Genomic DNA, 13,790 nt, shown 5'->3' with positions numbered 1-13,790 from the left:
CACAGGGCAACGGAACGGCACTGAAAGCAGAGGTGCCGTTCCGTTTGTCTCCGGTCATCTTGTGGTTGGGCATCGTGAGCATGGTGACCGATGTTTCCTCTGAATCCGTCACGGCGGTACTTCCCTTGTATGTGACGGGGTTCCTCGGACTGTCAACCATCGCCTTTGGCTTTATTGACGGCATCAACCAGGGTGCCAGTGCGATCGTCAGGATCGCGGCCGGTTGGGCAGCCGATCGCAGCGGCCATCCAAAACGGATAGCTTTGGCCGGCTATGGCTTGTCGATGCTTGCCAGGGTTGGATTCCTTTTCGCTGGAGGGTTCTGGGCAATCGCGGCCATTGTGACCGGCGACCGGATTGGCAAAGGCATTCGCACGGCCCCCAGGGACGCGCTGATCTCGGTGTCCGCCCAGCCCGAACACTTGGCCAGGTCCTTCGGCGTCCACAGAATGCTGGACAACATTGGGGCCGCAGCGGGGCCGCTCATCGCATTCTTTGTCCTCTTGATGATTCCCAATGGATTCAGCACCGTCTTTGTGGTGTCCCTGGCGTTCGCAGTGATCGGGGTTGCCGTCCTGGCCTTGGTTGTACCGGATATCCGGGCCCATGGCCTGAAAAGCGCGGACGGGCGGGAGGGCAGGCGGCTCTTCGCCTTTTCGTGGAGTCATTTGAAGGAACCTGGGCTCGGCAAACTTCTGATCTCTGCCGGCCTTTTGGGCTTGGTGACCGTCGGCGACGGCTTCATCTACCTGGTGCTCCAAGCCAGGGACTCGTTCGCTGTCCAGTGGTTTCCGTTGTTGTTTGTAGGCACCAATGTGGTTTTCCTGGCTCTCGCGATTCCGTTGGGGAGGCTGGCTGACCGGGTCGGCAAGGTGCCGGTTTTCGTCGGCGGACACATCGCGTTGCTCGCTACGTACCTCCTCGCCGCCGCACCCTTTGGAGGGTTGTGGGGAACCTTGGGCTGCTTGGTCCTGCTGGGAGCGTTCTACGCCGCGACCGATGGCGTACTGGCTGCCTTGGCCAGCCAACTCACGCCTGCGGGCAGACTTGCCACCGGCATTGCGTCGGCACAAACGGTGGTGGCCCTGAGCAGGATGACTGCTTCTGCAGGCTTTGGAGTGCTCTGGTATGCCGTGGGGGCACCGACGGCCATGGTGGTGGCAGGGGGCTTGTTGGCTTGTGCAGTGGTGGCTGTCGTCTTTGTCTTGAGAAGTGCCCGGCCCCAAGTTGGCGCGGACACGGGCGGCCGCGCATGAGCGGAGCGCTGGCCGGAGGAAAGATGCGATGGGGCATTCTCCTCACTGTCACCGTCATTGTCCTGGTGGGGGCAGGAATCTACGCCTTTGGGGCTTACCAGCGTTTTGAAGAGAGCCGGACCGCAGCTTCATCAGTGGGTGTCACGGCGGGCCAGCCGCTTCCCAATGCTCCCTTCGTCCTCTTCCGGAACACGGCATCGGGCCAGGGGTATGGCAACGCGGCAACAGTTCCGCTGTCCGCCCCCGGGGGTACACGGGCCGTGAGTGAACAAGAGTGCGACAGGGTCTATGGGACAGCCGAAACCGTGGTGTGCCTCAAGACAAACCGTGGGCTGGTGACCACCTTCGAAGCGGCCGTCCTGGACCGCGACTGGCAGGTGCAGCGTTCGTGGCCCGTCCCTGGTATTCCGAGCAGGACAAGGATCAGCCCTGACGGCGCCATGATCGCCACGACGGTCTTTGTCACCGGGCACTCCTATGCGACGGCCGGCTTTTCCACGGCCACCGAGATCAGCCTGCCGGGTGGGAGCTCAGGGAACCTTGAGGACTTCGCACTGATGGTCAACGGTGAGCGATTGGTGGCAACGGACAGGAACATCTGGGGGGTGACCTTCGCGCCGGGCGAAAACGACGTCTTCTATGCCACCGCTGCATCATCGGGTCGAATCTGGCTGGTCCGGGGGAGCCTGTCCGCCAAGACCCTGACTGCCATCCACGACAACGTGGAATGCCCATCGATCTCGCCCGACGGCACGCGGATCGCTTACAAGAAGAACGACGGCGGGGCACTGGCTGCCCATTGGAAAGTCGCTGTGCTTGACCTCGCTACGGGACAGGAAGTGGTCCTTTCCGAGAAGCGCAGCGTGGATGACCAGATTGAATGGCTGGACAACCAGAACCTCCTTTACGGTTTGGCAGACGAGGCCGTGGAAGGGGACAGCAACATCTGGCAGCTGGGCACCACTCCGGGTGACCAACCGGCTATGTTCATTGCCCATGCGTGGTCACCCAGCGTAGTCCGCTGAAGGCAGTTGTCCGGTTGAAAGCAGTTGCTGGCCGTCCGGTAGCCTCAGCAGAGCCCGAGCAACCCGCAGAGCAACCCGCCGGACTGCGTTGGACTTGGCGAGGGGCTCGGTGAAGGACTCGGTGAGGCAGTGGACGTCGCCGTGGGTGACGGTGTGGGAGTAGCCGTGGCCGTCGGAGTAGCTGTGGGCGATGGTGACGGTGCAACCAACTGTTGGGGAGCGGTGGTGGAGTACACCACATCCACAAAGTAGTTGGTCGCGTTCCAGGAGCTGGCCGGCATGACTCCGCCGGAGCCGTACCGGTACCGGCCGTTGTTCGGGCCACTGGCTGTGAACACACCGCTGGTATAGGTCTGGTTGAAGAACGCCGAGGTGTAGGAGTACCGGCCGTTGGGTGCCCTGTACGAGACCACATAGGTTTGGCCTGTCACGAGCGCCACCGGCGCAGCCAACGTAGCTGTTTGCCAGCCCGTGGCCGTCTCGTTGGTGAACGTCACCTGTGCCAGGCGGGTGCCTGCCGAGTTCCAGAGCGATCCCACGTGGGTTCCGGTGTTGCCGGCCCCCTTGTAGAAACGTATGCCTGTCACGTTCCCCGCCTGGGAAACGGTGAAGGCTGTCCCCAGCTCGACCGATAGGATGTCCGGCGCCGAGACCGTTTGGGGCGTCAGCGAGCCGAAGATCGTGGACACCTGGACGGTGGGGGCGGCGGTGGTGAATTGCCAGTTGGTGGTGGGGAAAGCCTGCCCTTGTTGGGAGACGACGTTGGCCACGCTGGCGGATATCACGGTGCTGTTGGGCAATGCCGCGGTCGGTGTGAAGGTAACGGTCCTGCTGTCCGCAGAAAGGGCAGCTGAACCGGCTACCGGATTGCCGTTCGCGGTCAGGGTGAACGATGCTCCTGGATTAATGGCGGACGAGAAGGTGATGGAAGGCTTCACGTCTGTCGGAATGCCTGTGGCGCCCGGGGCCGGTACCTGTTCGGACACTGTCAGCGCCTGCGTTGGCGTAGCGAACACCACATCCACCAGGTAACTGGCGGTGGACGATGAACCCGGGAAGTCACTGTTGTAGCCAAAAGCGCCCGAGTCAGCGGCCGTGCGCAGTGGTCCACTGGTCAATCCTGCACCAAATCCGCCGGCCGTGTAGGAGTACTTGCCGGTGGGAGCCTTGTACGCGGCCACGTACTCAGTGTCGGCCTCGATGGTCACCGGCTGGCTGAACGTTGCGGTCTGCCAGCCCGTACTTGACTCGTTGGTGAACGTGACAGTTGCCAGGAGTTGTCCCGTGGCCGTGTAGAGCGATCCGGTGTGTGTTCCCGTGTTGCCGGCCGCCTTGTAGAAACGCACGCCGGTGATCTGGCCCGCAGTGTCGCTGGCGAACCTGACACCGAGGGACAACGGAACGCCGTCGTCGGCGTCGGGCGTTGTGGGTGTCACAGTGTCCTGGTACAGCGTGCACGGGCAGACGCCCGGCGTGCGCGGTGCAGGAACCGTGGTGAAGGTCCACGTACCACCAGCGGACATCGGCTGACCGGAGACAGACGTAGCTGTCACCGTCGCCGTGTACGAGGTCCCTGCCGCCAACGGAGCCGTCGGCGTAAACGTGACCTTACGGGTTGCGGAGTCGTAGGCCGATGTACCGGCGACTGCAGCGCCGCTGGTCACTTTCACTGCCATGCTGACGCTGGACGCTACTGCAGCCTCGGACAGCACTGCGCTGACTGCAGTGTTCAGCGGAACGCTGGAGGCACTGGGCAGCGGTGAATGCGAACCAACGGTGAACGGCGTGTTGGGCACCGTCACCACTACGTCCACCAGGTAACTGGCTGTGGACCGCGACGACGCAAAGTCGCCGCTGTACGTGTAGGCGCCAGCGTCAGACGCTGCCCGGAGCGGTCCGACGCTCAGCCCGGAACCGAATCCGTTGGCAGTTGCCGAATACGTTCCGGTCAGGGATTTGTAGGACACGATGTAGTCGGTGTTCGCAGCCATCTGGACCGGCTGGCTGAACATGGCAGTCTGCCACCCGGACGCACTCTCGTTGGTGAACGCCACTGTTGCCAGTTGCTGCCCTGCGGCCGTGTACAGGGCGCCATTGTGGGTGCCGGTGTTTCCTGCGGACTTGTAGAAACGAACACCCAGCACCTCGCCGGCAGAAACGCTCGAGAACCGTACGCCCAAGGTCACCGGCACGCCTTCACGCAGCTCGGCGATCCCCGGCGTGACGGAGTCATCGAAGAGGCTGCAAGGGCAGGCACCGGGAACCGGCAGCGTTGCCGCTGTCGTAAAGGACCAGGTTCCACCGGCAGTCACTGGACCGCCGATCGAATCGGTGCCGGACAACGTAGCCGTGAATTGGGTGTTGAACGCCAACGCGCTCGACGGCGTGAAGGTCGCCCGCCGCGTCGCGGCGTCGTACGCCGTAGATCCTGCCACTGGACCCGACGGCGACTGCAACGTCAGCTGGACGCTGGCCGCCGTGACGGGCTTGGAGAATACGGCGCTTACCTTGGTATTCACGGACACGCTCGACGACGACGGGATGGGCGTGTGGCCCGATACCGTCATGGGGGAGCTGTCAACAGTGCTGAAGAGCGCATCCGCGAAGTAGTTGCCACCGTTGTAACTGGTGGTGGGGAAGCCCTGGGACGTGCTGTACACGCCTGCCGGTTCAGCGCCGAAACCACCGGCCACCTTCAACGGGGCGTCCGTGGAACCGAAGCTCGCCCATTGGTGGTCCTTGGTGGCGTAGTGGCCATTGGGTGCCCAATAGGACACCGTATATTTCTGGCCGGCCGCAACAGGCACGGCTTGGCTGAACAGGGCAGTTTGCCAGCCGGAGGTCGTTTCATTGGTGAACGTGGCCGTCGCCAGGCGCTCGCCGGTGGAGCTCCACAGGGAGCCCGTGTGGGTTCCGGTGTTGGCCGTGCTCTTGTAGAAACGGACGCCGGTGATGAAGCCGTCCACTGAAGGGGTGAAACGCAGGCCCATTTCGTAGGCACCGCCGTCACCGGAATCCTTGACCACCGGTACCGTCTGGCCGAAGACGCTGTAAGGGCCGCTCAGGGTGATACTCCTGGTCACGGCCGCGCCGATGTTGGCACTGTCATCGATGGCCCGTGCCTGGATGGTGGCCGTGGTCATGCCCTTCTGGATGTACGTGTAGGTCCAGCTCTGCTTTCCTTGGGCAGGGTGCCAGCTTGCACCGCCGTCGGTAGAGACTTCGACGCCGGCCACCACACCGCCCACATCGGCGGCTGTTCCGGTCACGGTAACGCTGCTGCCGTGTGCCACGGTGGCTCCGGTGGCGGGAGTCGAGATGGCCACTGTTGGTTTGGTGGTGTCAGTGCTCGCCACGGCGGCAACCAGTCCGGCAGCCCTTGTGGCCGGCTGCGCGCCCATGTCCGCGAGGATGTTGACCTGCGCCTGCCTCATGCGGACATCGGCAGCCGCGCCGTCGCCGTCGTGCTCCTGGTCCAAGCCCCAGGTCCACTGGACGCTGCCGGCAGAGAAGACCAACGCGCCACTGGCTGCGCGGTAGAGGGTCACGTTGTGCGTGGTGCTTCCCGGGGCGACGGTATTACCGAAGTCCTGAAGGTACTCGGGAACGCTGCCCACAGTGGTGGACAGCCGGATGAGTCCCGCCGGCCGGAACCCGTTGTCCAGGTCCTCATTGGATTCATAACCGACGGTGTGCGGCGCGAGGGCGGCCGAGGAACCTGCAGGCAGAGACGCCAGGGTGGTGTTCCGCCAGAGCCGGGTCTTGCCTTCGTCCGCTTTCACCGTGACCGGCAGGTCAGAGTGATTGGACATATAGATCGTCCCGGTCACAGCATTTTCGGGCAGGCCTCCGCCGTTGGCCTGGGAAGCGAAGCGCGGGTCACGCCACGTGCCCGTCCACTGTGCGCTGGGATCGATCTTGGCATTACCCCAGGTTTCCTTGTAGCAGGTAAGAGTGCGGTTGGCTGCACCGTCAACCGTCGAGGGCTCAAACCTGGTGCGCCAGTACATTTCGTTGCCCGATAGGAACTGAAGGTTCACACCGGCGTCCCTCGCGGCTGTGACATTGGCCCGTTGTGGGCCCGACCAGTATTCGTCGTGACCAACGGACAGGAAGACCTTGTGGTTCAGCAGCTCGGCGCCGTTGCGGTCCGTATCAAGGCCGCTGATATAGCTGACGTCATAGCCGTTCTGTTCCAGGAAGCGCACCATGGGGTATTCGTTGGAGAAGTAGAAGTCCCTGCCGCCGGGACCGTCCCTGGTTGCCATCGGCCGGTTGTAGCTGACCTTGTAGGACCGGCCGTTGGCCGCGCCTTGGTAGAAGTCCGAGCCTCCGTAGGTGTTGTAGGCCTGCCAGGTCTGGTCCGACGTCTGGAAGACCACTGCGGAGCGGTTGCCGTCGTTTCGGACGATGAACGTGATGTGGCTTTTTGCCCCGGTGTCAGGGCGGGTGAGGAGCGCAATATAGACGCCGGACACAGCCGTGGCCGGGACCTGCCACGTCGCAGATACTGCCCAGGTGCCACAGTCATAGAGTTCCGTGGTGAGGTCGCTGCGGCAGGCCGGTTGGCTCTGGCGCAGGACCGACGGCGTCACATCGGCGATCTTGCGTGCTCCGTTGCCCGCATACCAGCCCGTCCGGTAGATCCCTATGGTGTAGCTGGGAGCGTTCGTATCCACCTTGAAACGTATGGGTTGGCCTGCGTTGACGCTGATCTCGGTGGAAAAGCCCTGGATGCTGTCATCACCGGCACCGTTGATATCCCACTCGGAGGGCGGACTTCCGGTCTTGGAGTTCTCGCAGGCCACAAGGTTCACCACGGGGTCACAGGGACCCGCAGCCACCGCCGCTGGTGCAGTGAGGGGCAAGAGGGCCGCCACCATCGCGATCACCATGGGCACTAAGAAACCCTTGAGGACTCGCTGGGGTCGGTTGGCTGAAGTACCGGGCATCAGAACTCCTGGGGGGGTGGCGCGCCGAAAATGCGAATACGGGTCCGCGATTTCAGGCACGGTCCCTGCTTGCCGCTCCCCAGCCAGGGTCAAACCAAGATCTTCAGTTATGGAACTCAGGGTTTTTGCACTTGGATGGTCGTTCCGAAGATCGGGACCGGATCCGGCAGCGGCTGAACTGAAGTTCATGCCGTCACCGGATCACCGGAACGAACAGGCCAAGTTGCCCTTGGCAGGAGTGTAGGGGTGTGGCCTGCCGACCACAAGGCGTTCCGGCAACAGATCCGTAGATTTCGCAGAATCGGCAGTAGATTTAGGGGGTACAACCACCCGGGCCACCCAGGAGAACCGAAGCGCCTTGCACCTGAAAAGTTTGACTGTCCGAGGATTCAAGTCGTTCGCGTCGGCCACGACGTTCGACTTTGAGCCCGGCGTCACTGCCGTCGTAGGGCCCAATGGCTCGGGCAAATCCAATGTTGTGGATGCCCTGGCTTGGGTCATGGGGGAGCAGGGTGCCAAGACCCTGCGTGGCGGCAAGATGGAAGATGTCATCTTCGCGGGCACCTCGGGCCGGCCACCCCTTGGCCGCGCGCATGTGTCCCTGACCATCGACAATGCGGACAACAATCTTCCCATCGAGTACAGCGAAGTGACCATCTCCCGGACGCTCTTCAGGACAGGCGGATCCGAGTACGCCATCAATGGCGCTCCGTGCCGGCTCCTTGACATCCAGGAACTCCTGTCGGACTCAGGCCTGGGCCGTGAAATGCACGTCATTGTGGGTCAGGGCCAATTGGACCGCGTCCTGCACGCCACTCCTGAAGACCGCCGCGGCTTCATCGAGGAAGCCGCGGGCATCCTCAAGCATCGCCGCCGCAAGGAAAAAACCGTCCGCAAACTCGAGGCCATGCAGGCCAACCTGGCGCGGCTCGGTGACCTCACTGCCGAAATCCGGCGGCAGCTCACTCCGTTGGGAAAGCAGGCAGAAATCGCCCGCCGCGCCCAAACAGTCCAGTTCGATGTCCGGGACGCCAGGTCCCGCCTCCTGGCGGACGACCTGGTCCAGCTGACAACCAGCCTTGAACAGGATGTTGCCGACGAAGCCGCGCTCAAGGAGCGCCGCCAGGTGGTGGAGGCGGGGCTGGGACTTGGACGGCGACGCCAGGCCGCGCTGGAGCAGCAGGCCGCCGAAGCAACCCCGAAGCTCAATGCCGCCCGCGACCATTGGTACCAGCTCTCCGCCGGACGGGAGCGCCTGCGTTCCCTGGGTTCCCTCGCTTCTGAACGCCGCAGGCTCCTGGGGTCCTCGGAAGCCACCGCTGAGTCGGGGCGGGACCCGGAGCAGCTTGAACGCCAAGCGGCCCGTGTCCGTGAGGAAGAGTCGGCCTTGGAACACGACATCCTGGCCAAACAAGCAGCGCTCCTTGAAGCCACGGTGGCAAAGGATGCCGCTGAGTCGCTGTCGGCGGCCGAGGACAAACGATTGACGGCCATGCTGCGCGCTGCCGCTGACCGCAGGGAAGGGCTCGCAAGGCTTGCAGGCCAAGTGGCCGCCGCCCGGTCCAAGGCGGAAGCTGCCGAGGCTGAGCGCGGCCGGCTCCGGGAATCCCTCGCGTCCGGTGATGAACGGCGTCGCAAGGCCCAAAGCGAGTTCACTGCCCTTGAATCCCAGGTGGCCGGGGTTGAGGACGGCGAGGAAAGCCTCGACGCCGACTATGAAAATGCGAATGAGGTCCTGGACGCTGTCCTCGCCGAGATCGAAGAATTGAAAGCCACCGAACGGGAGGCCGTCCGCGAGAGGGATGCCCTGACTGCACGACGCGATGCGCTGCAGCTCGGGCTCAACCGCAAGGATGGTTCCGGAAGTCTCTTGGAGGCCGAAGGCATCCTTGGCCCCTTGGCCGCCGTGGTTGCCATCGAGCCTGGGTTCGAGCCCGCCATCGCTGCCGCTCTGGGAAGTGCTTCGGACGCCTTGGTGGTTGCAGATGCGCACAGCGCAGCAGCAGCAATCATGTCCTTGAAGGATGACGACGCCGGCCGTGCGGCCTTGCTCCTGGCCGGCAGTTTTGCCGGCGATGACCAAGCCCCAGCCGACGCGTTGCTTCCCCCCGGCAGCCGCTGGGCCTCCGACGTCGTGAAAATCTCCGACCCCGCAGCCCAAGGTGCCTTGGCGCTGCTGGCGGGAACCGTCGTCGTCGATGACATTCACACTGCGGCAGCGCTCGTCTCTGAACAACCGGCGCTTAAAGCGGTCACGCGCGAGGGCGACGTCTTTACGGCCTTGACTGTTACTGGCGGCTCGGCAACTGCGCCGTCCCTGCTGGAAGTCCAGGCAGCAGTGGACGACGCCGCAGCCAGGCTCCAGGAGGTCACGTCCCGCTTGGAGCGTGGCCGGTTCGCCCTGGCCGGCGCCCAGTCCCGCCGCGCCGAGGCACAGGACAGGGCCGATGCCGCCTTGGAGCGCCTGCACGAATCCGATGCCCGGCTCGCCGCAGTGGCCGAGCGCCTTGGCCACCTCAATTCCGTTCTTCGCAGTGCCGTGGGTGAAAGTGATCGGCTCGCCGCATCAATGGCCAAGGCGGACGCCAACATCGCTGCCGCCGAACTGGACCTCGAAGTCGCCGCGGAACGGCTCGCCGCCGCCCAGGAAGCGCCGGACGAGGAACCGTCCACGGATCAGCGTGACGAACTCGCCGCGCAAGCCAGGACTGCCCGTTCCCTTGAAACGGAAGCCAGGCTGGCGCTGAGGACTGCGGAAGAGCAGTTGGGCGCCATCAGCAACCGGGCAGCCTCGCTCGAGCGGGCTGCGGCCACAGAACGCCGCGCCCGTGAAGAGGCGGCCCGGAGGGCACAGCGGCGCCGGGCACAGGCGCAGCGTGCTTCGGCCGTTGCGTCTGCGGTGGAGCAGGCACTGCGGTTCATCGATGTCTCAGTGGAGGTGGCGGGCTGGGAGCGTGACCTCGCCGAGCAGACACGGGAACAACTTGAGAAGGAGCTCTCCGACGTCCGGTCCGGTAACGATGCCCTGGCCAAGGAGCTTGCCGAACTGACGGACTCCGTACACCGGGACGAGATGGCGCGGACCCAGCAGCGTCTGCGTATCGAAGCCCTGGAAACGCGCTCCATCGAGGAACTTGGCCTTTCCGCGGAGCAACTCGTTGCTGATTTTGGCCCCCACCTGCCTGTGCCAGTGCCTGCCGGTACCACCACCGACAAGTGGGCCGAACTCCGTGCCCCCGTGGACGAGAACGGCGACGAAATCGTTGAAGGTATTCCGTTCGCCCGGGCGGAGCAGGAAAAAAGACTCAAGAAAGCGGAACGGGAGCTGGCCGCACTGGGCAAAGTGAACCCGCTCGCCCTGGAGGAATTTGCCGCCTTGGAAGAAAGGCATCAGTTCCTCAGCTCGCAGCTCGAAGACCTCAAGTCCAGCCGCAAGGACCTGCTGGACATCATCAAAGAGGTGGACGCGAGGGTTCAGCAGGTCTTTACCGAGGCCTTCGCCGACACGTCGGCCCAGTTCGACCACGTCTTTGCCCGTCTCTTCCCCGGCGGCGAGGGCAAGCTGGTGCTCACGGACCCTGACGACATGCTGACCACGGGAATCGAGGTGGAAGCCCGTCCGGCCGGCAAGAAAATCAAGAGGCTTTCTTTGCTCTCCGGCGGTGAGCGTTCCCTGACGGCAGTGGCCCTGTTGGTGGCGATCTTCAAAGCCCGGCCCTCGCCGTTCTACGTCATGGATGAAGTGGAAGCGGCCTTGGACGATACCAACCTGGGGCGCCTCATCACCATTTTCGAGGAACTGCGGGAGTCCAGCCAATTGATCGTGATTACCCACCAGAAGCGCACCATGGAAGTGGCTGACGCCCTCTACGGTGTGACGATGAGGGGCGACGGCGTCTCCACCGTCATCAGCCAGAGGCTCGGTGCCGGGGCATAGCTTTATGAGAAGGTAGGGGTGTGAACGATTTCCTACCCATAATTCTGTCCATTCTCGCTGCGCTCGTGGTGGTCGGCGGACTCGTGCCGGTGCTGCTGAAGGCCCGGAAGTCCGGGGCAAAGTACCCCGGGACGCGGGATGCGAACGATCCCCTGCAGTCGTCGGCAGCAAGCGGCGGAACCCTGGTGGAGGACCGCCCGGACTCGGTCAAGGCGCCGGCGCCGACGTTTGACGGAACCGTCGAAGGCACTGACGTGCCTGACGACGTCGCAGGGCTCGAAACCATCGCCATTGACACGCCGGCACCGGTGGAGGGTCGCCTGACCCGCCTGCGCGCCCGCCTGGTCAAATCCAACAGCATCCTGGGCAAGGGGCTGCTGGCTTTGTTGTCCGGCGACAAGATCGACGAAAACGTGTGGGACGAGGTTGAAGAAACCCTCTTGCTGGCGGACCTTGGCACCGAACCAACCATGCAGTTGGTCGAGGCCTTGCGGGAGCGTGTCAAGGTGCTCGGCACCCGTAGCCCCGAGGACGTCAAGGCCATGCTCCGCGAAGAACTCATCAAGCTGGTGGATCCCGATATGGATCGCTCCTTGAATGTCGAACGCAAGGGCGACCGGCCCGCCGTCGTGCTTGTTGTCGGTGTCAACGGCGTCGGCAAGACCACCACCGTCGGCAAGCTTGCCCGCGTCCTGGTGGCCGAAGACAAGGATGTGCTGTTGGGCGCAGCCGACACCTTCCGCGCCGCGGCCGCCGAGCAGTTGGCCACATGGGGACAACGCGTTGGAGTGCCCACCGTGAAGTCGGACATCGACGGCGCCGACCCCGCCTCGGTTGCCTACGAAGCCGTGAAGGCCGGCATCGACCAGGAAGTCGATGTGGTCATGGTGGACACTGCAGGGCGCCTGCAGAACAAGACCGGCCTGATGGACGAGCTCGGCAAGGTCAAGCGCGTGATCGAGAAACTGGCTGAAGTGGATGAGGTTCTGCTGGTCCTGGACGCCACCACAGGGCAGAACGGCCTCAACCAGGCCCGTGTGTTCGCTGAGGTTGTCAATATCACGGGCATCGTGCTGACCAAGCTTGATGGCACAGCCAAGGGCGGCATCGTTGTCGCCATCCAGAAGTCGTTGGGTGTCCCTGTTAAGCTGATCGGCTTGGGCGAAGGCCCGGATGACCTCGCGCCGTTCGACGCCGAAGCCTTTGTGGACGCGCTGCTCAACTAGCACTCCGCACAAAACTGGCTGGCATTTGTGGTTGTCCTGAGTCCTCGAAGCAACCACAAATGCCAGTCAGTTTTTGGGTTTAAGGGGTTCGCGTGCCAGCGACCAGCCTGCTGCCGTGAGGAGGAGTACGCCGCCTGTGATGCCGAAGGCCCAGCCATAGCCCAGGCGGTCGGCAAGCAGGCCTGCCACGACGGGGCCAATGATGGCCCCGGTGTCCGCCGCCATCTGGAAGACCGCCAGCACCTTGCCCCCGGAGCGTCCCCGGCCAATGACATCGGCGACGGCGGCCTGCTGCGCCGGACCCAACAAACCTGAGCCGAATCCTGCCACTGCGGACGCAATGAGGAATGCCGGCAAATCCGTGGTCAAGCCAATGACGCCGGTGGCCAGGCCGGTGATGACCAGGCCAGGGATGAGCAGGGGCTTGCGTCCCCAGGCATCAGCCAAACGCCCGGAAAAGGTCAGGGCAGTGGCGTTGCCCACGGCAAAGATGGCCAATGCCCACGCGGCAGTTTCCGGCTTCGACTGCAGGACGGCCACTGCGAACAGCGGGATCGTGGCCATGCGGACGCCGAAGGTTACCCAGCCGTTGCCGAAACTCGAGAACACCGCGGCCCGGTAGGCAGAGTCGGTCAGTGCTTCCTTCAAGGTCATGGCTGGTGCCGTCGCAGCATCTTCGGCCGCATTGCCCTCGCCGCTCAGCATGGTCCGGACCACCAAGGCTGCCACCAGCAGGGCGCCGGCGTAGGCAAGGAAAGGCACGCGGAGGCCGAAGCCTGCCAGCAAACCGCCTACTACCGGTCCCAGCACGCTCCCGATCAGGAAAGCCGAAGCGTAGGCACCGGAGACCCTCCCGCGCCGCTCCGGGGGAGCCAACCGGATGAGCAAGCCCATGGCAGCAACCGTAAACATGACGGAGCCGGCGCCACCGAGGCCGCGGAAGATCAGCAGCTGCCAGTAGTCCTGGGCGAAGGCGCATGCCGCAGTAGACACCGCTACGATCAGCAGGCCTGAAACGTAGACATTCCGCTCGCCGAACCGTCCTATCAGGGCTCCTCCCGCCGGGGCAAACACGAGCCTCATGAAGGCGAAGATGCTGACGATCACGGCGGCGGCGGTAGCGCCGACGTCGAACGTCGTGGCGAATTGCGGCAGGACCGGCGCCACGAGGCCAAAGCCCAGCGCGATCAGGAACGCCGCAGCCAACATCACCTTGATATCGCGGGGCAAGGGTGTTTTCTCCTGCCGGACCCTTGGAGCTTTGACGGATCTGGGCGACTGGGTCATACGGGGTTGGTCCTTCAAGGTGGTTCGGGGCTCATCTGGTCAAAAGCTGGGTATTTCCGGTGAAGTCTGACGCCTGAAACATATCCGTAACATCGCAGATATGCACC

The 13,790-nt window shown here is 63.8% G+C and carries 6 protein-coding genes; 4 read left to right on the top strand and 2 right to left on the bottom strand.

Translation table 11 applies throughout. The features are described 5' to 3' along the window. Nucleotides 1-32: 32 nt before the first annotated feature. Both J3D46_RS18670 and J3D46_RS18665 read left to right on the top strand, forming a co-directional pair. The gene (locus J3D46_RS18670) at nucleotides 33-1,256 is read left to right on the top strand and encodes an MFS transporter (protein ID WP_253469258.1); all 1,224 of its coding nucleotides are present in this window, start codon (nucleotides 33-35) and stop codon (nucleotides 1,254-1,256) included. Further along, nucleotides 1,253-2,281 carry a hypothetical protein gene (locus tag J3D46_RS18665; RefSeq protein ID WP_253468457.1) on the top strand — a complete coding sequence of 343 codons (1,029 nt, stop codon included), beginning with the start codon at nucleotides 1,253-1,255 and terminating at the stop codon, nucleotides 2,279-2,281. The genes J3D46_RS18670 and J3D46_RS18665 overlap by 4 nt, the downstream gene beginning before the upstream one ends. A 44-nt stretch (nucleotides 2,282-2,325) precedes the next feature. On the opposite strand, the gene J3D46_RS18660 is transcribed toward J3D46_RS18665, so the two are convergent. After that, a complete protein-coding gene (locus J3D46_RS18660) occupies nucleotides 2,326-7,233 on the bottom strand; it encodes a DUF4082 domain-containing protein (RefSeq protein WP_253468455.1) in 4,908 nt (1,635 codons plus the stop codon). A gap of 358 nt (nucleotides 7,234-7,591) precedes the next feature. On the opposite strand from J3D46_RS18660, the gene smc reads away from it, so the two are divergent. Then, nucleotides 7,592-11,170, top strand: coding sequence for a chromosome segregation protein SMC (smc, locus tag J3D46_RS18655; protein ID WP_253468454.1), 3,579 nt, complete (start codon nucleotides 7,592-7,594; stop codon nucleotides 11,168-11,170). A 20-nt stretch (nucleotides 11,171-11,190) separates the two neighbouring features. Further along, nucleotides 11,191-12,396: a signal recognition particle-docking protein FtsY gene (gene ftsY, locus J3D46_RS18650; protein WP_159702305.1), complete on the top strand. Its 1,206-nt coding sequence runs from the start codon at nucleotides 11,191-11,193 to the stop codon at nucleotides 12,394-12,396. A 66-nt stretch (nucleotides 12,397-12,462) separates the two neighbouring features. Here ftsY and J3D46_RS18645 read toward each other — a convergent pair whose 3' ends face one another. Then, nucleotides 12,463-13,683, bottom strand: coding sequence for an MFS transporter (locus tag J3D46_RS18645; RefSeq protein WP_253468453.1), 1,221 nt, complete (start codon nucleotides 13,681-13,683; stop codon nucleotides 12,463-12,465). Nucleotides 13,684-13,790 lie beyond the last annotated feature (107 nt).

The organism is Paenarthrobacter sp. A20, from assembly GCF_024168825.1.
Taxonomy (GTDB): Bacteria; Actinomycetota; Actinomycetes; order Actinomycetales; family Micrococcaceae; genus Arthrobacter.
The sequence above is the reverse complement of the archived record's forward strand: the minus strand, read 5'-3'. Positions and strand labels throughout refer to the sequence as shown.

Coding starts and splice junctions, on each gene's coding strand:
- J3D46_RS18665 (WP_253468457.1), top strand. CDS start 1,253: ATGAGCGGAGCGCTGGCCGGAGGAAAGATGCGATGGGGCATTCTCCTC.
- J3D46_RS18660 (WP_253468455.1), bottom strand. CDS start 7,233: ATGCCCGGTACTTCAGCCAACCGACCCCAGCGAGTCCTCAAGGGTTTC.
- J3D46_RS18645 (WP_253468453.1), bottom strand. CDS start 13,683: ATGACCCAGTCGCCCAGATCCGTCAAAGCTCCAAGGGTCCGGCAGGAG.